A 23639-nucleotide genomic window follows, 5' to 3' on the forward strand; every position below is an offset into this window, starting at 1 on the left:
ACCCCTCAGGGAGGAGCTAAATCAAACTAAACCTCAACCACCGGGATCACATCTTCGACGGCACTGCGCAGGCGCGCTTTCATGTCGCTGTAGGTTTGCTGTGCGTAATTTTCTGCCCAGCGCTGATCGGCGATCTGTTCGATTTTTACCGCGCAGTATTTGGTTTCCGGCGTTTTGGAAATCGGATCGAGATTGTCCTGCGTCAGCTCATTACAGGCACCGATCCACCACTGATAAGTCATATAAACGGCACCGGCGTTGATGCGCTCGTTGTAGTTGGCGCGTGAAATGACTTTGCCGCGGCGAGATGCCACCCAGACCAGTTGCTGGTCGCGGATACCCAGTGCCTGTGCATCCACCGGGTTCATCTGAACGAAGCCCGGCTCATCGGCCAGTGTTTGCAGTGCAGCACAGTTACCGGTCATCGAGCGACATGAGTAGTGACCGACTTCGCGCACGGTACACAGCACCAGCGGATAATCGCCGTCCGGCACTTCGGCAGGCGCACGCCACGGGGCGGCAAACAGCTGGCCTTTGCCGGTTGGCGTATCGAAGTGATTATCGGCGTAAAGGAACTGTGTCCCCGGACTTTCCAGCGTGGTGCAAGGCCACTGAACGTGTCCGAGTTCGCCCATTTTTTCGTAGGTTGCGCCGTAGAACAGCGGGCAAAGGCTGCGCATTTCGTCCCAAATTTCCTGGTTATCCTGATAATGCATCGGATAACCCATCTCCGTCGCCAGCAGGCTGATGATGTCCCAGTCGCGTTTGACGTTATATTTCGGCTCGATAGCTTTCTCGAAACGCTGGAAACCGCGATCCGCGCAGGAGAACACGCCTCCGTGCTCACCCCAGGAGGTGGCCGGTAAAATCACATCCGCCTGTTCAGCGGTTTTGGTCATGAAGATGTCCTGCACCACCACGAATTCCAGTGCCTCGAACCCTTTGCGTACCAGCCCTAAATCGGCTTCGGTCTGCAACGGATCTTCGCCCATGATGTAATAGGCTTTGACCTTACCTTCAATCGCCAGATGTGGGATTTCAGTAATGCGCAGGCCGACTTCGGCGTCCATCTGGTTGACGTCGATACCCCAGGCATCGGCGAATTTTGCGCGGACTTTCGGATCAGTGACCGACTGATAGCCGGGGAATTCGTTAGGCAACACGCCCATGTCGCACGCGCCCTGTACGTTATTCTGGCCGCGCACCGGACCGACGCCGACGTTAGCGCGTCCGAGATTACCGGTCAGCAATGCCAGACCCGCCAGCCCTTTGACCACGTCTACCGCCTGACCAAACTGTGTGACACCCATGCCCCACATGATGGTGGCAGAAGGCGCGGCGGCATAGGTGCGCATTGCCTGACGGATTTGTTGCGCAGAAACGCCGGTCTGTTCTTCAACGGCTTCCGGCGAGTAATCCGCGACGTTTTTGCGATACTCTTCAAAGCCTTCGGTGTATTTGGCGACATAATCGTGGTCATACAGATTTTCTTCGATCAGCACATGGGCGAAAGCATTTACCAGTGCCATGTTGCAGCCGTTTTTGATTTGCAGATGCTGATCGGCAATACGCGCGGTTTCAATGCGGCGCGGATCGCAGACGATAATCTGTGCGCCTTTTTCTTTGGCTTTGATCACGCGGCGGGCGACGATCGGATGGGAATCGGCGCAGTTATAGCCGATCACCAGCAGACATTTTGAGTTCTCGATATCGCCGATGGAATTACTCATCGCGCCGTTACCGAGCGTGGCCTGTAAACCGGCGACTGACGGGCCGTGACACACGCGGGCACAGCAGTCGACGTTGTTGGTGCCGATCACCGCACGGGCAAATTTCTGCATCACGTAGTTGGTTTCATTGCCGGTACCGCGGGAAGAACCGGTAGTCATGATGGCGCGCGGGCCATGTTTTTGTTTGATTTCTTTCAGACGCTGCGCGGTGTAACGGATGGCTTCATCCCAGCTCACGGCTTCGAATTTGCCGCCTTTCTGACGGCGGATCATCGGCTGCGTCAGACGCGGTGTCAGCAGTTTGGTGTCATTGAGAAAATCCCAGCCGTAATATCCTTTCAGGCACAGTTCGCCCTGATTGGTCACGCCGTTCGCGGCTTCGGCGCGAATGATTTTTCCGTTATCCACCACCAGATTCAGTTTGCATCCGGCGCCGCAATACGGGCAGACAGTAGTAACTTTTTTCATTGAATGACTTCCTCTATCCGGGGTTAAAACAGCAAGGGTGAAGTGCTGTCGAGCGCAGCGCGGCGGCGTTTTTCTGCGTTCATTTCCTGTAACTGGTTGCGGTCGATGGCGAAGAGCGCATTGGTCGGGCAGATTTCCATGCAGGCCGGGCCTTCGCTGCGCAAATAGCACAGGTCACATTTATGCGCTTCGGCTTTATCGGAGGTCGCGACCATCGCCGCGCCGTTCTGGCGGAAAATCGGTTTTGTGACCACTTCCATCGCGCCATACGGGCAGGCGACGACGCAGGTTTTGCAGCCGATGCAGCGTTCCTGCATCACCTGAACGTGGTCGCCGGTGCGGGCAATCGCGCCGTTCGGACAGACATTGGCGCAGGGGGCGTCTTCGCACTGACGGCACATGACGGGAGTGCTGAGATTAACGCCTTTGATCACATGTAAACGTGGCGCGAAGGTCTCGGCATTGAGCAGCGAGATATCCTGCGAATCGCTGTGCGCCATCACGCAGGCAATTTCACAGGTACGGCAGCCGATGCATTTTTTGGGGTCGGCGATGATGAACCGGTTCATGATGATTTAATCCCTAAGTCATTGGTTTCAGGTACTGGCTATACATAAAGCGTGCCAGTTCCTGTTTTTAATTTTTAATCATTAAATTCAGTAAGTTAAATTTAACTGATGCGCCGCTGACGAAATTTTTCACTGACGTTATATTTGCGTCGTCACCGTATCGACAGTTATGTCGAAACTGTAAAAGGGGCGATCCCCAGACCCGTTTCCAGTCGCGGTAACAACTGATGCAGGCGGCTGACTGCCTGTTCTACGGCGGCGCTCATCGGGTAATAAAACGCGACAACGTCGGGCTGAATGCCGACAAACGTGATCTGCGGGATATCCTCACGCAGTTGCTGCATGAGAAAGGTCAGCGGCAGATTGTGGGTAGTCATCATGAACATGTCGGCGATATCTTCCTCGGCGATAATGCGCATTTCGCCGGGAGCCAGCCCCATATCGGTTGCGTCGGCAATCACCAGATGCTGCGGAGACAGTTCGCGTAAAAAGCCGATGTCGTTTTCGGGTGCGGCACCGCCGTCCACCACTGTCCAGCCGGGCAACGGTTTTTCCGCGCACAGTTCAGCCAGACGGGGGCCTGCGCCATCGTCGCCCATCATGCTGTTGCCCACGCACAACAGTGCGAAGCGGGGGAGATTCTCAGGGTAATCAGGCATCGTACCTCCTGACCATCAGGTACATGGCGGGGTCGTGTTCAATTTGCGAGAGCAGGGCGATAAGCTGATCGCTCCAGCCACGCTGTTCGGCATTCATCTGCGGACGTGCATCGCGCAGCGCCAGAGCCAGCAAATGCGTGTGGCTGCTGTCGATATTGATCTCGCCAAAACGCTGGACACCGGCCAGTTTGCGGCGCGCTTCGCTGTTTTCCGCCAGGCAGTTAATCCAGCCCAGATAGCCGTCGAGCGGGCATTCGAGGCGCGATTGCAGACAGTCGATCACCCCGAGGTGATGGCCGATAGCCAGGCTGTAATAAATCACTTCCTGCGCTTTCTGCGAGCTGCGTTTCTGTGCGCTTTTCTCATCGACGAACTTGCTGCTCAGCGAATAGAAAACCACTTTGTTTTTGTCAGGCGTATGACCGGCATAAGGCTGATGGCGCGCGTAGCGCTGGTCGTTGACGGAAGTCATCACAGACGCACCTCGCCACGCAGCACCTGCTGATAAATGTGTTGCAGATTGCCGACGATTTCGCTCAGACGCAGGTCACCTTGTTCCGCCAGATAAGTCGCAACACGCTGTTCCACCGGCTGTAAACCGGGGGCAGCGACGAGATCCATAAACTGATCGGCTATCTGGCGACCGTAGCGGTAACCTGCCATCCGGCGTGCTTCACGATCCAGCAGTACGCGTAGCGGCTGTGGCAAGTCCGGATGCAATAAAGCAGCCGGTTCTGCGGCGGCCACGTCGTGCTGCTGGCCTTTGATTTTTTGATCCAGCAAACCCAGCGCCATCGCGAACCCGTAAATGGTGGCGGCCGGGGTCGGCGGGCAGCCGGGAATGTAAACATCCACGGGCACGATTTTGTCGGTGCCGCCCCAGACGCAATAAAGGTCGTGGAAAATTCCGCCGCTGTTACCGCACGCGCCGTAGGAAATACAGATTTTCGGATCCGGCGCGGAATCCCAGGCGCGCAAAGCGGGCATACGCATGGCGCGGGTGACGGCACCGGTGAACAGTAAAATGTCCGCGTGGCGGGGCGACGGAACGACTTTTATGCCAAAGCGTTCGGCGTCGAAAAGCGGCGAAATGGCGGCGAAAATTTCAATCTCACAGCCGTTACAGCCGCCGCAGTCCACGCGGTAAACGTAGGCGGAGCGGCGGATGTTATTGAGTAATGTCGATTTCAGCGCGGCGATACTTTCATCAAGCGTAACGGGCACCGGCAGGCCATTCTCGTCACGCGGCGCAATCGGGTTATGGCTCATCAGCGGGCCTCCGTAGTCATATGGCGGCCAATATCAATGCGGTCGCTGGAAGAGAGACCGTGCATTTTTTTGCACGCCGGACAGGTTTCATACTGCACGCGGCGATCGCTGATCTGCCGGTCGCTCAGCGCGGCGCTTTCCTGTAACAGGCTGAGCGCAAAGTCGATTTCTTTTTGGACGGCGTAAGGTTTGCCGCATTCCCGGCAATGGCAGACAGGGAAATCTGCGGTTTCATACAGGTCTTCTTTGCGCCAGACCGCCAGTTCGAACTCCTGAGACAATTTGATCGCCGCCGTCGGGCAGACTTCCTCGCAGCGGGCGCAGAAAATACAGCGCCCTAAAAACAGCTGCCAGCGGATCGTTTCGCCGTCTTCTGCCGTGGTCATGGTCAGCGCGTTCGACGGACAGGCATTAGCGCAGGCGCCGCAGGCGATGCACTGTTGCGCGGTGTATTGCGGCTTACCACGAAAATTGGGCGCTAAATCCAGCGGTTCGAACGGATATCCCACCGTTGTCGTGCCGGTTTTGAGCACTTTTTTAATCAGTTTCAGCATGATTTGAGCGGCTCCTTAAAGCGGCGAGTTTTTGCGTTCGATGCCGTAACGTTCGATCTCTTTGTAAGGCACGACGATGGACGTTTTCTTGCGTACATCGACCACCGTCATGCGGTCGGTGCAGGAATAGCAAGGGTCGAGACTGCCGATAATCAGCGGTGCGTCGGAGACAGTATTGCCGCGCAACATGTAGCGCAGCGTCGGCCAGTTGGCGTAGGTCGCCGCACGGCAGCGCCAGCGGAACAGCTTCTGATTGTCACCGGTCATGCTCCAGTGAATGTCGTCACCGCGTGGCGCTTCGGCAAAACCGAGCGCGAAACGGTGCGGAATATAATTAAAGCCTTCCACTGCCAGCGGGCCACCAGGCAGGCTTTGCAGGCCAAACTCGATCATATTCAGGGAGTTAAAGACTTCGTGAATGCGCACTTTCAGGCGGGAATAAACGTCGTTGCCGGTTTCGCTGTACAGTTCGAACGGCAGTTTGGCGTAACCGGCGTAAGGGTGATCCTGTCGCATGTCGCGGCGGTGACCGCTGCCGCGCACCATCGGACCGACGTTGCTGAAATCGCGTGCCACCTGCGGATCCAGAATGCCAACGCCCATGCTGCGTTGTTCGGTGTTGGCGGTACTCAGCAGAATATCCACCAGCTCATTCAGGTCACGACGCATGCCGCCCGCCAGCGCAATCGTGGCAATCATGTCGTCTTTTAAGATGTCGCGACGGATGCCGCCGATCAGGTTCATGCCGTAAGTTTTACGCGCACCGGTCAGGATTTCCGCCATCTTCATCGACTGCTCACGGATGCGGAAAAACTGCATAAAACCGGAGTCAAATCCGACAAAGTGACAGGCCAGCCCGAGGTTCAGTAAATGGCTGTGCAGGCGTTCCACTTCCAGCAAAATGGAGCGGATCATCTGGGCGCGCTCCGGCACCACAATCCCCATCGCGTTTTCGACCGACGAGGTATACGCCACGCTGTGAGTAAAGCCGCAGATGCCGCACACGCGGTCAGACAGGAACGTCACTTCGTTATAGCCCATGCGGGTTTCGGCCAGTTTTTCCATGCCACGATGCACATAGAACAAACGGTAATCCGCGTCGATAATGTCTTCGCCATCGACAAACAGACGAAAGTGTCCGGGTTCGTCAGAAGTGACGTGCAGCGGGCCAATTGGCACAATTTTGCTGCCTTCTTTGGCCTCAGAAATAAACGGATAGGTTTCTTCATCTGTGGTCGGTGCAGGGCGCTGGCGGTAATCCATCGCGTCTTTGCGCAGCGGATATAAATCGTCAGGCCAGTCATCCGGCAACACCAGACGACGTTCGTCCGGCAGCCCTACCGGACGCAAACCATACATATCACGTACTTCACGCTCACCCCAGACCGCCGCCGGTACGCGCGGTGTCACGGACGGGAATTCCAGTGAAATCGGATCCACCTCGGCGCGCACGGTTATCCAGCACTTCACGCCTTTCTCCATCGACAGCACGTAATACAGCGCGTAGTTGCCGCACAGCGTGCGTTCGTCGTTACCGAACAGTACGGAAAGCCAGCCGCCCTGCTGGTAATACAGCCATTCGACCACTTCCGGCAGCCAGTTCAGCCTGATGGTGACGGTCGCCTGCGTATCGGTCTGCCATTCGCTGCCCAGAATCGCCGACGGAAACTGTTTTGCCAGCGCAGCCAGATACTCTTCGCCGACCGGGTTTTGATTTAATGCGGTGTTGAACTCACTCATTGCAAAGCCTCTTCCCGCCGCAGCGGGACAAGAAAAATGTCAGGTCAGCCAGCGACCAGCCAGGAAACCAGCGCCAGAAACGCCAGACCGAATCCCGCCCACGTAGTGCGGGAGGTTTTAAGAAAGCGCAGACGGGCGACGCTGTTTTCGATGAGCGCGACGACAAACACCGCGATCAGCAGTTTCAGCAGACACAACACCACGGCGATCAGCAGCGTCAGCGGCGTAATGTGTTCTGCCAGTCCAAACGGGAAGAACAGGCCGAGAAACAGTTGCAACACCACCAGCTGTTTCAGGCTGATGCCGATTTTCACCACGCCTAACGCCGCGCCGGAATATTCGGTCAGCGGACCTTCCTGTAACTCCTGCTCGGCTTCGGCCATATCAAACGGCAGTTTGCCCATTTCGATATAGGTGGCGAACGCACAGGCCAGACCGGCCAGAATCAGGGTTAATGAAGAGGAAACCGGCCAGTGCAGTACCCGTGCCGCAATCGCGCCGAGTGATGTGGAACCGGCGACCAGCGCCGCCACCCACAGGCCGAGCAGCAGAATCGGTTCGACCAGAACGCCGAGTACCGCTTCACGGCTGGCGCCTATGCCAGAGAAAGTGCTGCCGGTGTCGAGTCCGGCGATGGCAAATACAAAGCGCACTACCGCAAACAGATAGATAACGGTGATCAGATCACCGCCGCGCCCATCGGCGATGTCAGCGTCACCACAGGCAGCGCGGTGGCGATCACCAGTAAACCGCCGGTCAGCAGATACGGCATACTGCGAAACGCCATGCCCGCCGCCGCGGGCGCGACACTCTGTCGCCGGAGTAATTTGGCGATATCACGGTATTCCTGTAATACGCCGGGCCCGCGCCGGTTGTGCATCCGCGCACGCATCACGCGGCTGAATCCGGCAAATAACGGAGCGACAGCCAGCAATGCCGCCGCCTGAATCAGCGCCAGCGGCCACAGCGAACCGGCCAGCAGGGAAGGAAAGTTCATAGTCAGTTCCTCAGGCAAAAGCCACGACCAGTAATACGGCCAGTTCGATGAACGCCAGACGACGGCAGAACGGCCCCAGCCAGCCACGGTGCAGGGCTGAAACCAGTGACGCCGGTGTCGCATGGCTGCGCAGACGGTAAAGCGGAGCAAACATCACGCGCAGCGGCTGGGCGAAACCGGTCGCCGTCACCACCATGTCGGCGGAGTGCGCGTAACCACAGGCCCAGGCATCGCCACGCGAACGGTTTGGCAGCCGCGCGCCACGCAGAACTGCGGCGATAAGCCACGGCATTAACGGCATTCCCAGCAGCAAAATGGCCACCATCGGGGCAGACACCGCGGACGCCGGCGAGAACGCCACGCCATGCTGAGCAGCCAGCAGAACCGGCGTGTTCAGTACGGAGGCGGCGACAGCAGAGAATTGCGGAATAATCCACGGGGAAGCCACGCCGGAAATCACGCACAACAACGCCAGTAATACGGTGCTGAACGTCATGGCGCGTGGTGCCGGTGTGGCGTCTGCGGCAGCCTGACTGCGCGGTGTCCCCAGGAACGTGACGCCAAAAACTTTGGCAATACACATCAGCGCCAGCGCGCCGGTCAGTGCCAGACCGACCGCCAGCAGCGGCCCCATCAGGCGGGCGATAAAGACGTGGCTGCTGCTCAGCTGGAACAACGACTGGTAGAGCAGCCATTCACTGGCGAAACCGTTTAACGGCGGCAGCGCGGCCATCGACATTAATGCGATCAGCATCGCTGCCGCTGTCCACGGCATCAGACGGGCGATACCGCCGAGTTTTTCCATGTCCTTTATGCCGGTCTGCATTTCAATTTCACCGGCACCGAGGAACAGCGCCGTTTTAAACAGCCCGTGGTTGAACAGATGGAACAGACCCGCCAGCAGCGAAAGGGAAGCCAGCACCGGCTGGTTCAGCGCCACGCCGGTCATTGCCCCGCCAACACCGAGCAAAATAATCCCGACGTTTTCCAGCGTGTGATAGGCCAGCAGACGGCGGATATCGTGCTCCATCAGCGCATACAACCCGCCGATAAACGCGGTCAGGATTGCCAGAAGCAATACCATCAGGCCCCACCAGAGTGGCGGTGCGCCCAGCAGATCCAGACCGACTTTTACGATGCCGATAATGCCGATTTTCATCAGCGCAGAAGAGAACAGGGCGGCGGCGTGAGCAGGCGCGCTGGAATGCGACTGCGGCACCCAGGCGTGTAGCGGGATAATCCCGGCGTACAGCCCGAAACCGGCCAGCGCCAGCAGGAAGGCCGCCGATTTAATGCCCGGCGTGAACGCCGTGTGGCGCAGCACCTCAAAATTGACGCTGCCGCTGGCGTGATGCAGCAGGGCGAAGGCCAGGATCAGACACAGTGTGCCGAGGCGGCCGGATAAAAACTGATTCAGACCGGCACGGCGGCTTTTCACATCGTCGGCCTGAACAATCATGAAATAGGCGCACAGGGCAGCCAGTTCCATCATCAGGATCAGTTCCACGGCGCTGGCCGACATCGCCGCTGCTGTCAGTGCGGCCATCAGCAGATTGCACATCAGACCGGTGCGGGCGCGCTTAGGGGCTCTCACATTCGCCAGCCACGCACAGGCATACAGGCTGCACATCAGCGCGGTGACGGACATCGCCAGCAGGATTAAGGCATTCAGCGCAGTCAGTTCAGCGTGAAAAGGCACCACCGGCAGTACGGCCTGAACCACCACACCGCCCTGCAAAATCTGTAACGCCGCCACGATAACGCACAGCGTTGCCGCCATCCCGCCTGCGCCAAAAATCAGGCTGCTGATTTTCGTCATGGACGCCAGAAGCCAGCCACCAAGGCCGCTCAGCACCCATATCAGCAGCGCCAGCGCCAGTAACGACGCCGGTTCACCGGTAAATAGAGTCGTCATTATTTAGCCTCCGTATCAGGGGCGTTCAGTGAAGTCAGTCCGGCGGGGAAAACGTTCATGGCATTGAGGCGTTTTTGCTGGCTGGAATATTCAGACAAGCTGGCGGTAACCAGCGTGATGGCCTGTGTCGGACAGGTTTTGATGCACGCCGGACCTTCCGGGCTGAAGCTGCATAAATCGCATTTCACCGCCACGGCGCGAAGCCCTGGCACGCAGTCGAGAAACGGGCTGACAGCGCGTGGCGCACGCGGTGCGGGCAGCGCTTTTGAGGTATTGCAGTCACGCGGGATATCGACAGGAGTGCTGGCGGAAAACGTTATCGCCCCGAACGGACAGGCGATGCCGCACAGTTTGCAGCTCACACACAGGCTCTCGTTAAGATGAATGGCGTCGTTTTCACGGGTGATGGCGTTCACCGGACAGACCTGCGCGCACGGCGCGTCTTCGCACTGGTGACACATCACCGGCGCAGAATCCAGCCGGTTGCGCATCACCTGCAAGCGGGGCTCGGATTGCAGGCCGTGAAGCTCGTGCTCCTGCGAACAACTCGCCATACAGGTATTGCAGCCGATACAAAGTTTGGGGTCCGCGATCACATACTGATTCATGGCGGCCATATTGCGCATGAAGTCTCCTTGGTATTTCGTCAAAGGTGACGAAATCGGCACTTAAATTGACATTTCGACATTTATGTCGGCATTGGAACCGTTAAATACCGGTCAATATTGTGGGTGAAAAGATTATTCCCACCTGACCGTAAAATAATGTTTTAGGTTTTTTATCCGGCGTGGCCGAGTAATTTCTCAAGTTGCGGATGCACCGGCTGATTACTGTGCAGGGAATCAAACAGGCACTGATAAATAGCGGAGATTTTATTCAGATAATGTTCCAGCACGGCGTTCTTATCATGGATGTCCACCGTGCCGTCCACGCGGCCATCCTCACTCAATCTGGCCTGCGCGAAGGCTCTGAAATCCACTTCTTCCTGGCCTTGCGCCATGTTCAGGCTGTAGATGATCTCCTGACTGTAAAAGTCATCGCCCTGATGAATACTCACCACAAAATGATTGAACAGCACAAAGCGGATGTCCTGTTCCTCCCCACAGTTAAACTCATGATTTATCTTTTTATTTGATGTGGTAACGGCCTGTATCAGGCTGTTCTGATAGGTATGCCACTGTGATTTCATCTGGCTGTTTTTGCTGGCGATATAGTCGGCTTTAGTAGTCAGTTCGCTGAGAGTGCTCATGTTCATTATCCGTTGTTAATTGATATGTCGGGTGACGACGAAAATACGACGTATAACTCTCTGTTGGCATAAAGCGTGCCAGTTTCTGAATTATTCTGATAAATGCTTGTGTATTAACGGGTTGGAAGGGTTTTGGCTGTGGTTCTGTGTCAGCGAAGAAAATAAATGACATGTCGATGACACCTTATTTCGACAATTATGACGGGCGGTGATGGCTTATTTCTGCACATCGTTTACTGAGAAGGTTTTTGCATAAAGGCAATGTGTCGAAATTTCTGGCATCAATATTGCAGCCAGTCTTAATTGTTCTCCCGAGGGAGGGGAAATAATGCACGAAATAACGTTATGCCAGAATGCCGTTGAAATAATGGAACAGTTCGGACGGCAAAATAATGCGCGGAAAATTACCGCGGTATGGATGGAAATCGGCGCGTTTTCCTGCGTCGAACCGGAGGCCGTGCAGTTTTGTTTTGAGCTGGCGTGTCGTGAAACGCTGGCGCAGGGATGCGAATTGCATCTGGACACACCGGCGGCAGAAAGCTGGTGCCGTACCTGTCAGCAGGATATCGCGCTGCTCAGCCCAAACGTGCTGATTTGCCCGCAGTGTGGCGGACGCGATTTGCGGGTAATTGCCGGTGACGGCATGAAAATTAAACGTATCGAAATCGAATAACGGGCGTTTGTTTGCCCGGGGAGAAAGCTATGTGCAGTACCTGTGGTTGTGCCAGCGGCGAACTTCGTATTGAAGGCGTCAGCAGCGGGCACGCTCATCATTCTCATGACCCTTCGCACGACCATCATCACGATCATTCCCATGCCCATTCCCACGGCCTGCCATTTGCAGCGCGTCGTCTGGTGGATATCGAAATGGATGTGCTGGCGAAGAACAATCACATTGCGGCCCACAACCGCGAGCATTTTGCTGAGGCGGGGATTCTGGCGCTGAATCTGGTGTCCAGTCCCGGTTCCGGAAAAACCACCTTACTGACCAGCACCCTGACCCGGCTGGCACCGTATTTCGACTGCGCGGTAATTGAAGGCGATCAGCAAACTACCAACGACGCCGACCGGATCCGCGCCACCGGCGTTCCGGCCATTCAGGTCAATACCGGCAAAGGCTGCCATCTGGACGCGCAAATGGTTCACGATGCGCTGCATCAGTTATCGCCAAACAACAACAGCCTGCTGTTTATCGAAAACGTCGGCAATCTGGTGTGTCCGGCCAGTTTTGATCTCGGCGAACTGCACAAAGTCGCGGTACTTTCCGTGACCGAAGGCGAAGACAAACCGCTGAAATATCCGCATATGTTTGCCGCTTCCCGCCTGATGATCCTCAACAAAATCGATTTGCTGCCTTACGTCAGTTTTGACGTTGAGACCTGTATCGCCAATGCACGTCAGGTGAATCCGCAGATTGAAGTGATTCAGCTTTCTGCCACTACCGGCGAAGGGATGGATCAGTGGTTGCACTGGCTGGAGCAGCAGCGATGTGCATAGGCATTCCGGGACAAATCGTCGCGTTGCAAGAAAATCAGCCCGATCACGCCTGGGCGCAGGTATGCGGACTGCGACGTGAAGTTAATATCGCGCTGGTGTGTGAAGGCGACCGCGAAGCGCTGATCGGCTGCTGGGTATTAATCCACGTCGGTTTTGCCCTGAGCAGGCTCGATGAGCACGAAGCGCTGGACACGCTGGCCGCGCTGCATGCGATGGAAGAAGTGGAAGCCGACGTCGCCTTATTTTTGGGTGCAGGAGAATCAAGGTAATGCGTTTTGTTGATGAGTTTCGGGATCCGAAACTGGCGAAAACATTAATCCAGCGCCTGCATCAGCGGGCGGCTCATCTGCCTTACAGCGCAGAAAAACCGATGCAAATTATGGAAGTGTGCGGCGGTCATACCCATGCCATTTTCAAATTCGGACTGGATAAACTGTTGCCCCCGCAGCTGGAATTTATTCACGGACCGGGGTGTCCGGTGTGTGTGCTGCCGATGGGGCGGATTGATGCCTGCTGTGAAATCGCCGCGCATGACGGGGTGATTTTTTGCACCTTTGGCGATGCGTTGCGCGTGCCGGGAAAACAGGGTTCGCTGTTGCAGGCGCGCGAACGCGGCGCGGACGTGCGGGTGGTGTATTCCCCGCTGGATGCGCTGAAGCTGGCGCGTGAAAATCCGCAGTCTCAGGTGGTGTTTTTCGCGCTGGGTTTTGAAACCACGCTGCCGGTGACCGCCGTCACGCTGCAACAGGCGCGGCGGGAAGGCCTGAACAATTTCACCGTCTTCTGCCAGCACATCAGCCTGATGCCTACGTTGCGTAGCCTGCTGCAACAGGAGGATGTGCGCATCGATGCCTTTCTGGCACCCGGTCATGTCAGCATGGTGACCGGCACAGCACCGTATCATTTTATCAATGAAGAATTCGGCAAGCCGCTGGTGATCAGCGGTTTCGAACCGCTGGATATGCTGCAAAGCGTGCTGATGCTGGTGGAACAAGTTTGCGAGGCATCGTGTAAAACAGAAAACCAGTACCGGCGCGTCGTGCCGCAAGAGGGTAATCTGCTGGCACAGGAAGCCATGCGCGAGGTGTTCCGGCTTTCCGGCAGCAGCGAATGGCGCGGGCTGGGGATTATCGAAGACTCCGGTATTTCCCTGAGCCGGGATTATGCAACGTTTGATGCGGAAATTCGCTTCAGACCTCGGGCGCAGCCGGTGGCGGATGATCCGCGTTCCCGTTGCGGCGAGGTGCTGACCGGACGTTGCAAGCCGCATGAATGCCCGCTTTTTGGCACCGGTTGTACGCCGCACAACGCGTTTGGTGCGCTGATGGTGTCCTCCGAAGGCGCCTGCGCCGCGTGGTATCAGTACCGGCATCAGGAAACCGCAGCACAAGAAACAACAACAGAAGGTGTGGGACAGGATGAGTGAGCATAAAGACGTCGTCACCATGGCGCACGGCAGCGGCGGGCGGGCGATGCAGCAGATGATCGAACGCCTGTTCCTGAGTGCTTTTGATAACCCGTGGCTCAGCGAGCGCGAAGATGCGGCACGTTTGTCGATTGCCAGCCTGAGTGCGCAGGGCGACCGGCTGGCGTTTACCACCGACAGCTATGTCATCGATCCGGTGTTTTTCCCCGGCGGTAATATCGGCAAGCTGGCGGTGTGCGGAACGGCGAATGACCTGGCCGTCAGCGGCGCAACACCGGCATATCTTTCCTGCGGATTTATTCTCGAAGAAGGGCTGCCGCTGGAAGATTTGCACAAGATTGTGAATGCGATGGCACAGACCGCACACGAGGCCGGGATTGCCATTGTCACCGGCGATACCAAAGTGGTACAGCGCGGTGCGGCGGACAAGATTTTTATTAATACGGCGGGGATCGGCGTGATCCCGGCGGATGTCCGCTGGGCTGCCAGCCATATTCAGGCCGGAGACAAAGTGATCGTCAGCGGCACGCTTGGCGATCACGGTGCCACTATCCTCAATCTTCGCGAACAATTGGGAATGACGCTGGAGGTGGAAAGCGACTGCGCCGTGCTGGCGCCGATGATCGCTCCGCTGCGCGCACTTTCGGGTGTCCGCGCCTTGCGCGATGCCACGCGGGGCGGGGTCAATGCGATCCTTCATGAATTCAGCGCCGCCAGCGGGTTCGGGATGTGTATCGACGAAACGGCTATTCCGGTGAAACCGGCGGTACGCGGAATTTGCGAGCTGCTCGGGCTGGAGCCTCTCAATTTTGCCAACGAAGGAAAACTGGTGGTAGTGGTTTCGGCGCAGGAAGAAAACGCGGTGCTGAAACTATTGCGCAGCCACCCGCTGGGTGCCGATGCCGCGACGATAGGTGAAGTAACAGAAAATCCCCGGGTCTGTCTGCGCGGTGCGCTGGGGGTTTCACGCCAGCTAATGTTGCCCCATGCGGAGCCATTACCCCGCATTTGTTGATCTCGTCAGGGGAGAGCGCCGCTATGAAGGCGTAAACTTTCTTAATAGTTTCTTCAAAAACGCTTTGAATCAAAAGCCAGAGTTAACGCTATGCAGAGTGCAACAATGAGCATTACCAAACACAAAGGATTGCTGGAACTGACGCGCACATTGCTGCTGCAACAGACCATGACATCGCTGCTGGAAACTCTCACTCAGGTAGCGCAGGGCGCGGGTATTGCGGACAGCGTGACGCTGGTGTTGTTCGACAACAACAGCGAACGCGTCAGTTTTTATGGTATCGATCCCCATCATCAGCCGGTCAGCTATGAAGACGAAACGCTGCTGGCGACCGGTCCGGTACATGCCCTGCTGAATAACCCGAAAACTCAGGTCTGGCGCAGCGATGCTTTGCATCTGCGTTATCCGCAATTAAGCGCACTGAATCTGTATCCGCCATTTAGCGGATATTGTCTGGTGCCTTTGCTGGCTTCATCCGGTTTACTGGGGGGCTGTGAGTTTACCCGCCAGAATGCAACGCCGTTCAGCGAAGAAGACAAAAACGGTCTGCACGAACTTTGTATGCTGGCTGCGATTGCGGTTGAACAAATCCAGCTGCGTGAAAATGCATTGTTTCAGCAATCTCAGCTGCGTCACGAGCGGGACGATTTCCGCATTCTGGTCGATATCACTAACGCGGTTCTCTCAAAGCTGGATCTTGATGAGCTGACCGGTGAAATTGCCAAAACCATTCATCATTTTTTCCACATCAATGCCATCAGTATTGTGCTGTGTGATGCGGACAAAGACAGCGAACAGGCCAGCGTTTACGCCACTCATTACGTACAAACTCACGTTGCAGAACGCGAACAGTCGCGCATGATGCTGAACGGTTCCCTTGAGCAACAGGTGATGAAAAGCGGCGAAATGCTGCTGACCAATGTCCGGCCAGCAGAAGAATTTGGCAGCGATGAGAGCACGCTGTTTCAGCTGCTGTGGCGTGATCAGACCCAAACGCTGTGCATCCTGCCGTTACGTTTTGGTCACAAAACGCTGGGTGTGCTGAAACTGGCGCAGTGTCAGCCTGATAATTTCAATACGGCAAATTTGCATGTTTTACAGCAAATTGCCGAACGTATTGCGATTGCGGTAGATAACGCGCTGGCCTATCAGGAAATCAAAAGCCTGAAGGAAAAATTGCAGCACGAGAACCTGTATCTTACCGAGCAAATCAACAGCAATAACCCGGATTTCAGCGACATTGTCGGGCGCAGTCCTTCCATGTCTGCGGTGCTGAAGCAGGTCGAGATCGTGGCGAAAAGCGACTGCTCGGTACTGATCCTCGGCGAAACCGGCACCGGCAAAGAACTGATCGCCCGCGCTATTCATAATCTGGGCGATCGCCGTGATCAGCGCATGGTGAAAATGAACTGTGCGGCGATGCCGGCTGGCCTGATGGAAAGCGATCTGTTCGGCCATGAAAAAGGCTCTTTCACCGGCGCTACGGCGCAGCGTATGGGGCGTTTCGAACTGGCCGACAAAGGCACGTTATTCCTCGATGAAGTGGGTGAAATCCCGATTGAACTGCAACCCAAGTTGCTGCGTATTTTGCAGGAACAGGAGTTTGAGCGCGTCGGCGGTAATAAACTGATTTCAGTAGATGTGCGGATGATCGCGGCGACTAACCGTGACCTGCGCCAGATGGTGGCCGACAAAGAATTTCGCAGTGACCTCTATTACCGGCTGAATGTGTTCCCGATTGTCATTCCGCCGCTGCGTGAGCGTCCGGAAGATATTCCGCAGCTGGTGAAATTCCTGACCTATAAAATCGCCAAACGCATGAAGCGCACCATCGACAGTATTCCCGCCGAAACCCTGCGTCTGCTGAGCCGTATGCCGTGGCCGGGCAACGTGCGCGAGCTGGAAAATGTCATCGAGCGGGCGGTATTGCTGACGCGCGGAACGGTGCTGGATTTGCAACTGCCTGAGCTGAATTATCCGTTACCGATGACACCGGTGGTCACGCCTTCTGTGCGTGAAAGCGCACCCGCACCGCAACTGAGTGAAGACGACGAGCGGGCGCGCATTTTGCAGGTGCTGAAAGAAACCAACGGTGTGGTGGCCGGCCCCCGTGGCGCGGCTCAGCGGCTGGGATTAAAACGCACTACGTTGTTATCACGAATGAAAAAACTGGGGATTGCCGCGCACTGATTTAATCCGTTTCCATTACCGCATCGGACAAGGAAATATGGCCGATGCGGTAATGCTGCCCGTCTCCTTCCGGCGGGTTTCTTCCCGCAGTAAAATGTATTTTCTTCCAGTTTGTCGTATCCCAGGCGGTCACCTCGATAAGTGTGTCACTGACCGTTTGCTGATCAGGTGGCGCAAGGGCACTGAAAGGTGCAATGTCAGTAATCTCTCTTTTGGCAAAAACAGCTGCCGCAACGTCTGCGCTGACGTGCGCTGCCAGCACCGGATAAACCCGGATCTGCGGCCAGCCGAAGGCTCTGGCGACGCCTTGAAAACCGGCACCTGAAATAAAGCGATTCATACTTTGCACGTCATGCCACAGGTAAAACGGTGCATACAGATTTTCTGCGCTGCCGGATTGCGAGCAGTCGCGGCGGGCGTAAAGATAAGTTTTTAAAATAAGCCCGGCAAAGCCATCCATCAGATGGCCGTTATCAGCAATGCGCTTTTCGATAATGCCCATGTCGTAATCGGCAGGCAGCGTAAAGGTGTATTGCATGGCAATCATAAGAACACTCCTTGTGGGAGTTTGAACATCTCACCATGACTGAACGACCAGTCTTCCGGTTGGGTAAAGCTCACCACCACCATCACATCCGCCGGAGAAATCCCCAGCGCAACGTGCAGTTTTTCAGCCAGATGACGGAACAGTTCCTGCTTCTGATAACTGTTGCGCGGTTTGCCTGCAGTGATGTGAAACAGCAAAAAATCCTCTGAGCGGTGATGATTTTCCCCCGCAAGATAAGTCGGATTGATCACTCTCTGGCGGCGGCTGGCCGGTTCGAACAGTTGAAAACAGTCATCTTTAGGCACAGAAAAATGATCAACCAGCGTGTTCTGCAATATGGCTGAAATGGCGTCCTGCCAAGTATCTGCGCGGTGTTCGGGTAAGGAAATTCGGATAACAGGCATCGGTTGTTCCTCCGGTAACGGGGCGCGGTTTACTGATCGCTGAGCGCGGAGAAGCGCGTCAGGGCGGATGCCGCAGCGGGCCAGCCGGCATAAAAAGCCAGATGGGTGATCACTTCCGCCAGTTCGGTTTGAGTGACGCCATTTTTCACCGCCAGACTCAGATGAAAGGGCAACTGCTCGCCGCGGTTCAGGGCAATCAGCGCGGCAACGGTGATCAGGCTGCGGTCGCGCGGTGACAGTTCGTCTCTTGTCCACAGATCGCCGAACAGTACCTGTTCCGTCAGTTCTGCAAATTTAGGCGTCAGGCGTGACATCGCGTCCAGTGTCTGCGTTTGTGGGGAAGTTGTGCTCATATCAGGCTCCTTTTTATGGGTGTGAGAAGGAGCATAAGGCGTTATTATTATCCTTAATATCGAAAATATCAGCAGTATTAATCCATAAAAACAGGATGATTAAACATGGCAAAACGACCTGTGACTTTTGATGCAGAGGCGTTGCGCAGTTTTGTGACCGGTATTGAGCTGGGCAGTTTTGTGCTGGCTGCCGACCGGCTGGGGCGCTCGACCTCTGCGGTCAGCGCACAGTTGAAAAAGCTGGAGCAGCAGGCAGGTACGGAGCTGGTACAGAAATCAGGGCGGCACCTGATCCTGACGGAACGCGGCGAAGTGATGCTGAGCTATGCGCGGCGGATCCTCAGCCTCAACGATGAAGCCAGCGCCATCATGCTTGCCAGCGCCCTGAGTGGCAGTCTGAATCTGGGCATGCAGGAAGATTTTGGCGAAGCGCTTTTACCGGCGCTCCTCGGCACATTTACCCGCGCACATCCGCAGGTGCAAGTCTCCGCCAGCATAACCCGCAATCAGCAATTGCTCGACGGGATCCGCCATAACGAGTTTGATCTGGCGGTGTGCTGGCAGGCCGATGAAGCGCCGCTCTTTCCATCCAGCCGGTCGCTGGGGCGTATACCGATGCGCTGGATAGGCCCTGAAAACTTCGACCTGAAACACTATCAGCAAACCGGCGAACCGCTGCCGTTACTGGTGTTCGAAGCGCCGTGTCTGATGCGAAATGCCGCCACAACGGCGCTGGATAAAGCGGGTATTCCGTGGCGTATCGCGTTTACCAGCCGCAGCCTGAGCGGGATCTGGGCCGCGATGTCGGCGGGATTAGGCATCACCGTGCGTACCGATTTCGGCAGGCCGCAGACGGTCAGAATGTTAAATGCGTTGCCCGAACCGGGCGAAGTGGGGATCAGCCTGCATCAGGGGCAGACGCCACCCGGTGAGGCGGCGGGGTATCTGATTCAGGCGATAAGCGATTTCTTCGCGGTGCGTCGGTAAATCTGTACGTATATAAATCGTGGCGGTTACTTCTTTGCGGGTTGCTGGCGATAGTGCGCCAGACGCTCGCGGAAATACGCCCGCAGATGCTCCGGTTGTTCCATTTCAACTTCGTCTGCATTGACCGGCAGATTATTGCGCTCACGCACCGCGACCGTCCCGGCGGCCAGTCCGGCACTCACTTTGTCCATTTCTTCTTTACTCAGCCCTGCGAGATTATTGTTCATAGCGTCTCCTTTTAATTCCACGGAGTTTAGCATTCTCAGCCCGCAAAAGGGTCTGAGCTGGGCGTGATTGGCATTCAATTTCACAATCGGTTTACAAAATCGCCAAAAGCAGGCCATTATTTATCCTTCTTTTGCATGGAACGGAGCCTGAAAATGACGCGAATGACAGCCAAAGATTTCCCTCCTGAACTCCTCGAATATTTTGATTTCTACGTACACGGCAAAATGACCAAGCGTGAATTTCTCGATTTGTCAGCCAAATTTGTGGCGGGCGGGTTGTCGCTGGCAGCACTGACCACGCTGATGACGCCCAATTACGCCTACGCCGAACAGGTGGAATTCACCGATCCGGATATTGTGGCGGAATATATTCAGTACCCATCGCCGCAGGGGCACGGCAGCGTGCGGGCGTATCTGGTGCGTCCGGCCAAATTAGCCGGTAAAGCGCCCGGCGTAGTGGTGGTGCATGAAAATCGCGGGCTGAATCCGTATATCGAAGACGTGGCGCGGCGGGTGGCGAAAGCCGGATTTGTCGCGCTGGCGCCGGACGGTCTGAGCTCGGTCGGCGGGTATCCGGGGAACGATGAAAAAGGGCGCGAGCTGCAACAAAAGGTCGATCCGACCAAACTGATGAACGACTTTTTTGCGGCGGTTGAATTTCTGATGCATCACCAAACGGCCACCGGCAAAGTCGGGATCACCGGTTTTTGTTACGGTGGCGGCGTAGCCAATGCGGCAGCGGTGGCGTATCCGGAACTGGCGGCCGCTGTGCCGTTCTACGGGCGTCAGCCGAAAGCCGAAGATGTGCCGAAAATCAAAGCGCCGTTATTGCTGCATTACGCCGAACTGGATAAACCGATTACCGAGGGCTGGCCTGCGTATGAGGCGGCGCTGAAGGCCAACAATAAAGTCTATGAGGCGCATATTTATCCCGGCGTGAACCACGGGTTCCACAATGATTCGACACCGCGCTATGACAAAGCCGCAGCGGATCTCGCCTGGGAAAGAACCATTGCCTGGTTCAAAAAGTACCTCGAACCGCAAACAGAAAGCGCATAAAAGAAAAGGGCGGGATCGCAAAATCCCGCTGGAGAGATGGGGTATGAATGATGAACCCATTGAGTGATGCATTCTTAACATTATCGTGATTATGATTATGCGTACCGAGTGTGTGAGTCACATTTGATAATGTCACTTTTGGAGATGCGGATGATTTGTTGGACTGATTATGTTGCGATCCCAAGATGCTGCCGGCATACGGTCAGGATTTTTTCACGATGAATGAAGTTAATCGCCTGCAGATTTTGCAGAACGTTGTCGATAACCGACTGACTACGTGTCTGACCACGCTGCGGCTCAACATTACCGACCGTCATTGCGTCGTCTTATCGAATAGCACGTATAAAAAATCTGGAAACTAAATTAGTTTCCAGATTTTCACACAACCACTGGGGCATTCAACTGATCCTTAATGGATCGCATTTGTCCCTGTAAAAGCTGGTTTTTATTTTATAGATGGTGCGTATTAGTTATGCATCGAACGTGCAACTAAATTATTAGCACCAATAGTCATCACTTGGCACTCGTTTATCACTAACACGTTTGGTGTTGCCATGCTTGTCAGTATAAGTACAAGGGTAAGTATCATAGCAAACACCGCGACCATTTTGATAATGAGAGAAATGTTTTTCTGTCCAGCAACTGTTACTACCGCCGCCGATAATGGTAACCGCCGCAACTTTATCGATGATTTTCATGAATTTTCCTTAATTTCTAAAATGATAAAATAACCTTTGCGGAATATAAGTAAGTATCCTTACAAAAGTGAGGTGTTTATAACACAACATAACTTACAGGCCGACGTTTAATTTATTAATAATTAATTTAATAATTCAAAATGCGAATAAAAACATTGGATTACGCGATAGTTGTTAACTCATGTGTTAATTTTTCAGTTTTTTGTTAAAAGTGTCGGTAGCAAATTTTGGGGGGGAAGTAGTTCACTGGAACAATTCAAATGTAAATCAATACCGAAAGGTGAATGGTTTCCTCTGCACGGTAATTTAAAGCCGGTACAGAGGATATGGCTATGAAAAGAAAAAATTAATTAAACTTTGTCATAATTATCCTGAACGTATCTGTACAGTTCCAGGTACAGCTCTTTATCACTGGATGCTTTGTTAAAATACATATACTCATCAAAATCAGGCATCTGCAGGTTTGTTTTTAAGGATTTAAGATTAAATACTTCTTTGAATTTTTCATAAAAACTCGAAGGGATAATTGCAATAGAGTCTGATACAGAGATATGTGAACAAATAGCTAAAAGAGATTTTGCTTGTAATGAGCAAGGAGAATTTTGAAAGTAATCATTATTTAAACTTCTCATTTTGTGAAGCTCAGATATGTCTGAGTGAATTTTGGTAATAGATTCCGTGACATCAGATCCATATATATATGAATCAACAATTCTTGGGTGGTTTTTTCTGCAGACTAAGACACAAGTATCTGAACCAAGGCGATACCCCATCTTAGAACCCTCTAAATCAACCTTCATTCCGAATACAAGGTCAACTTTTTTTAAAGAGAGACGCTCCCAAAAAACAGATTCTACTGTGGTATGAGACATTTGGACAATTTCACAATCAATATTCTTTGACTGAAGAAACAAGGTGATTAATGGGGTTATCTTAATTGAAAAGTAAGGCATGCACTCGATAACAAGTTTTCTTTGGATTTTCTCACTTAAATTCTCTATAGAATATAGCAGTTCATGAATATTATCCTTGGTCTCGTCATACAATCTTGCTGCGACAGTCGTTGCGCTTAACTGTTGACCATCGCGGATAAATAACGGATCACCAATAATCTCTCGTAACTTTTGCAATGACTGGCTCACATTAGGTGAACTGCAGTTTAGAAATGATGCTGCATGCTTCACACTTCCTGTCTGATAGACAGCATGGAAATAGACCAGAAGATTTAAATCCAATCTTTTTTTTTTCTTCAGTTGGGTATGTGGGTTTTTCTTTATATTCATATGGTTATTCTGATTTTGGATTTAAAGAAACATGCAAGCATTCATGAGTCTTGCCCTCAGGTTCTGCCATGAGCTTAGACCATTCTTGAATCTGGTCTTTGTAAATATACACAATACCCTCATCATTCGATAGCATTTCTTTAACATCAAAATATGCAATACAGGGATAATGCTTCGGTTTATTAGACGCGATGAATTCAATTATTTCTTCTTCAGTACACAGGCCGATGTCTACAATACCTCTGAGCCATGCCCTACATTGTGACCAATTTTCAAAAAAAAACATTTCGCACCTCATTTTGTCAGTCAATTAATGACTTACCATTACTTTTGTTTTAAGCACAAACTCAAAAAAAATATACTTAATAATAAATTTAGTTCTAATTATCATCTGTATTCTCCGCGAAGCAGTAGCAGGGTTTCTGTAAGTATCCCGTCAAAACGGCCCATTCACTTTTAGAGATCTTCCGACATACTGATTATGTCCCCTGAGGCGATCGCTATGCGTAAGATCCGATTGACCGAACACCAGATCATTGCCGTTCTGAAGTCTGTCGAAGCCGTGCGCTGAAAGATTTCATCGAAAAAAAGCCTTAAAACCAGCGATAAAGCGTGAGCTCGTCAGATATCTGAGCACGCAGTTTACGATGAGCATACGGCAGGCATGCAGGACGTTATCGCTAAGCAGGACGGTGTTTCGTTACCTACCGGATACACGACGTGATGAAGCGCTGATCCAGGTGCTGACCGAGGCGGCTGAACGCTACCCCCGCTACGGATTTAAAAAGCTTTTTCAGGTGCTT

General features: G+C 54.0%; 26 protein-coding genes and 2 pseudogenes. 9 read left to right on the forward strand and 19 right to left on the reverse strand.

Annotation, left to right across the window (positions count from 1 at the left end; genetic code table 11):
- Window positions 1–26: 26 nt before the first annotated feature.
- The 11 genes and pseudogenes from fdhF to hycA all read right to left on the reverse strand — a co-directional run bounded on the left by fdhF (window position 27) and on the right by hycA (window position 11150).
- Entirely contained in the window at window positions 27–2198 is a 2172-nt protein-coding gene (gene fdhF, locus UC15_RS18705; protein ID WP_112290051.1) for a formate dehydrogenase subunit alpha, read from the reverse strand.
- Between the two features lie 23 nt (window positions 2199–2221).
- Window positions 2222–2767 (reverse strand): electron transport protein HydN, encoded by a 546-nt coding sequence (gene hydN, locus UC15_RS18710; RefSeq protein WP_112290053.1) that lies wholly within the window; start codon window positions 2765–2767, stop codon window positions 2222–2224.
- Window positions 2768–2934: 167 nt separating this feature from the next.
- The gene (gene hycI / locus UC15_RS18715; RefSeq protein WP_112290054.1) at window positions 2935–3426 is read right to left on the reverse strand and encodes a hydrogenase maturation peptidase HycI; all 492 of its coding nucleotides are present in this window, start codon (window positions 3424–3426) and stop codon (window positions 2935–2937) included.
- Window positions 3419–3898, reverse strand: coding sequence for a formate hydrogenlyase maturation HycH family protein (locus tag UC15_RS18720; protein ID WP_112290056.1), 480 nt, complete (start codon window positions 3896–3898; stop codon window positions 3419–3421). Before UC15_RS18720 ends, hycI begins: the two co-directional genes overlap by 8 nt.
- The gene (locus UC15_RS18725) at window positions 3898–4695 is read right to left on the reverse strand and encodes an NADH-quinone oxidoreductase subunit B family protein (protein ID WP_112290058.1); all 798 of its coding nucleotides are present in this window, start codon (window positions 4693–4695) and stop codon (window positions 3898–3900) included. The genes UC15_RS18720 and UC15_RS18725 overlap by 1 nt, the downstream gene beginning before the upstream one ends.
- Window positions 4695–5249 carry a formate hydrogenlyase complex iron-sulfur subunit gene (locus UC15_RS18730; protein ID WP_112290060.1) on the reverse strand — a complete coding sequence of 185 codons (555 nt, stop codon included), beginning with the start codon at window positions 5247–5249 and terminating at the stop codon, window positions 4695–4697. The genes UC15_RS18725 and UC15_RS18730 overlap by 1 nt, the downstream gene beginning before the upstream one ends.
- 15 nt (window positions 5250–5264) lie before the next feature.
- On the reverse strand, window positions 5265–6989 hold the full coding sequence (locus UC15_RS18735) for an NADH-quinone oxidoreductase subunit C (protein WP_112290061.1): 1725 nt from the start codon (window positions 6987–6989) through the stop codon (window positions 5265–5267).
- Window positions 6990–7033: 44 nt separating this feature from the next.
- Window positions 7034–7986 (reverse strand): annotated as a pseudogene (locus tag UC15_RS18740) (respiratory chain complex I subunit 1 family protein).
- A 10-nt stretch (window positions 7987–7996) separates the two neighbouring features.
- Complete coding sequence (locus UC15_RS18745; RefSeq protein ID WP_112290063.1) at window positions 7997–9901, reverse strand: proton-conducting transporter membrane subunit; 1905 nt, start codon at window positions 9899–9901, stop codon at window positions 7997–7999.
- Window positions 9901–10509, reverse strand: a complete 609-nt coding sequence (locus UC15_RS18750; protein WP_112290093.1) for a 4Fe-4S dicluster domain-containing protein — start codon at window positions 10507–10509, stop codon at window positions 9901–9903. Before UC15_RS18750 ends, UC15_RS18745 begins: the two co-directional genes overlap by 1 nt.
- Before the next feature lie 170 nt (window positions 10510–10679).
- Window positions 10680–11150, reverse strand: a complete 471-nt coding sequence (hycA, locus tag UC15_RS18755; RefSeq protein WP_112290065.1) for a formate hydrogenlyase regulator HycA — start codon at window positions 11148–11150, stop codon at window positions 10680–10682.
- Between the two features lie 328 nt (window positions 11151–11478).
- Here hycA and hypA point away from each other — a divergent pair, with 328 nt between their 5' ends.
- The 6 genes from hypA to flhA all read left to right on the forward strand — a co-directional run bounded on the left by hypA (window position 11479) and on the right by flhA (window position 17278).
- Window positions 11479–11823, forward strand: a complete 345-nt coding sequence (gene hypA / locus UC15_RS18760) for a hydrogenase maturation nickel metallochaperone HypA (RefSeq protein ID WP_112290067.1) — start codon at window positions 11479–11481, stop codon at window positions 11821–11823.
- 29 nt (window positions 11824–11852) lie between these two features.
- The gene (hypB, locus tag UC15_RS18765) at window positions 11853–12647 is read left to right on the forward strand and encodes a hydrogenase nickel incorporation protein HypB (protein ID WP_112290068.1); all 795 of its coding nucleotides are present in this window, start codon (window positions 11853–11855) and stop codon (window positions 12645–12647) included.
- The gene (hypC, locus tag UC15_RS18770; RefSeq protein WP_112290070.1) at window positions 12638–12916 is read left to right on the forward strand and encodes a HypC/HybG/HupF family hydrogenase formation chaperone; all 279 of its coding nucleotides are present in this window, start codon (window positions 12638–12640) and stop codon (window positions 12914–12916) included. The genes hypB and hypC overlap by 10 nt, the downstream gene beginning before the upstream one ends.
- Window positions 12916–14073, forward strand: a complete 1158-nt coding sequence (gene hypD, locus UC15_RS18775) for a hydrogenase formation protein HypD (RefSeq protein WP_112290071.1) — start codon at window positions 12916–12918, stop codon at window positions 14071–14073. The genes hypC and hypD overlap by 1 nt, the downstream gene beginning before the upstream one ends.
- A complete protein-coding gene (gene hypE / locus UC15_RS18780) occupies window positions 14066–15088 on the forward strand; it encodes a hydrogenase expression/formation protein HypE (protein ID WP_112290073.1) in 1023 nt (340 codons plus the stop codon). Before hypD ends, hypE begins: the two co-directional genes overlap by 8 nt.
- A gap of 105 nt (window positions 15089–15193) precedes the next feature.
- Window positions 15194–17278, forward strand: coding sequence for a formate hydrogenlyase transcriptional activator FlhA (gene flhA, locus UC15_RS18785; protein ID WP_369964509.1), 2085 nt, complete (start codon window positions 15194–15196; stop codon window positions 17276–17278).
- Window position 17279: 1 nt separating this feature from the next.
- On the opposite strand, the gene UC15_RS18790 is transcribed toward flhA, so the two are convergent.
- The 3 genes from UC15_RS18790 to UC15_RS18800 are packed head-to-tail and all read right to left on the reverse strand — an operon-like array spanning window position 17280 to window position 18582.
- Window positions 17280–17825 carry a DUF4865 family protein gene (locus tag UC15_RS18790; protein WP_112290078.1) on the reverse strand — a complete coding sequence of 182 codons (546 nt, stop codon included), beginning with the start codon at window positions 17823–17825 and terminating at the stop codon, window positions 17280–17282.
- Window positions 17822–18229: a tautomerase family protein gene (locus tag UC15_RS18795; RefSeq protein ID WP_112290080.1), complete on the reverse strand. Its 408-nt coding sequence runs from the start codon at window positions 18227–18229 to the stop codon at window positions 17822–17824. Before UC15_RS18795 ends, UC15_RS18790 begins: the two co-directional genes overlap by 4 nt.
- Before the next feature lie 29 nt (window positions 18230–18258).
- Window positions 18259–18582, reverse strand: a complete 324-nt coding sequence (locus UC15_RS18800; protein WP_112290082.1) for a carboxymuconolactone decarboxylase family protein — start codon at window positions 18580–18582, stop codon at window positions 18259–18261.
- A 105-nt stretch (window positions 18583–18687) separates the two neighbouring features.
- Between UC15_RS18800 and UC15_RS18805 the strand changes: the two genes are divergently transcribed.
- Complete coding sequence (locus tag UC15_RS18805) at window positions 18688–19569, forward strand: LysR substrate-binding domain-containing protein (protein WP_112290084.1); 882 nt, start codon at window positions 18688–18690, stop codon at window positions 19567–19569.
- Window positions 19570–19595: 26 nt separating this feature from the next.
- On the opposite strand, the gene UC15_RS18810 is transcribed toward UC15_RS18805, so the two are convergent.
- Window positions 19596–19796, reverse strand: a complete 201-nt coding sequence (locus UC15_RS18810) for a DNA polymerase III subunit theta (RefSeq protein WP_112290086.1) — start codon at window positions 19794–19796, stop codon at window positions 19596–19598.
- Between the two features lie 153 nt (window positions 19797–19949).
- Here UC15_RS18810 and yghX point away from each other — a divergent pair, with 153 nt between their 5' ends.
- Entirely contained in the window at window positions 19950–20855 is a 906-nt protein-coding gene (yghX, locus tag UC15_RS18815) for a YghX family hydrolase (RefSeq protein WP_112290088.1), read from the forward strand.
- A gap of 167 nt (window positions 20856–21022) precedes the next feature.
- On the opposite strand, the gene UC15_RS25690 is transcribed toward yghX, so the two are convergent.
- From UC15_RS25690 to UC15_RS18825, 4 genes are all read right to left on the reverse strand, one after another.
- On the reverse strand, window positions 21023–21172 hold the full coding sequence (locus UC15_RS25690; protein WP_157961002.1) for a hypothetical protein: 150 nt from the start codon (window positions 21170–21172) through the stop codon (window positions 21023–21025).
- Between the two features lie 180 nt (window positions 21173–21352).
- Window positions 21353–21553 carry a hypothetical protein gene (locus UC15_RS25695; RefSeq protein ID WP_157961003.1) on the reverse strand — a complete coding sequence of 67 codons (201 nt, stop codon included), beginning with the start codon at window positions 21551–21553 and terminating at the stop codon, window positions 21353–21355.
- Window positions 21554–21903: 350 nt separating this feature from the next.
- On the reverse strand, window positions 21904–22836 hold the full coding sequence (locus UC15_RS18820) for a LysR family transcriptional regulator (protein WP_112290089.1): 933 nt from the start codon (window positions 22834–22836) through the stop codon (window positions 21904–21906).
- Between the two features lie 4 nt (window positions 22837–22840).
- Window positions 22841–23122, reverse strand: a complete 282-nt coding sequence (locus tag UC15_RS18825) for a hypothetical protein (RefSeq protein WP_112290091.1) — start codon at window positions 23120–23122, stop codon at window positions 22841–22843.
- A 272-nt stretch (window positions 23123–23394) separates the two neighbouring features.
- Here UC15_RS18825 and UC15_RS18830 point away from each other — a divergent pair.
- A pseudogene (locus UC15_RS18830) lies at window positions 23395–23639 on the forward strand (IS3 family transposase); the annotation flags it as partial.

It is taken from the genome of Rahnella sp. AN3-3W3 (assembly GCF_003263545.1).
GTDB lineage: Bacteria > Pseudomonadota > Gammaproteobacteria > Enterobacterales > Enterobacteriaceae > Rahnella > Rahnella variigena.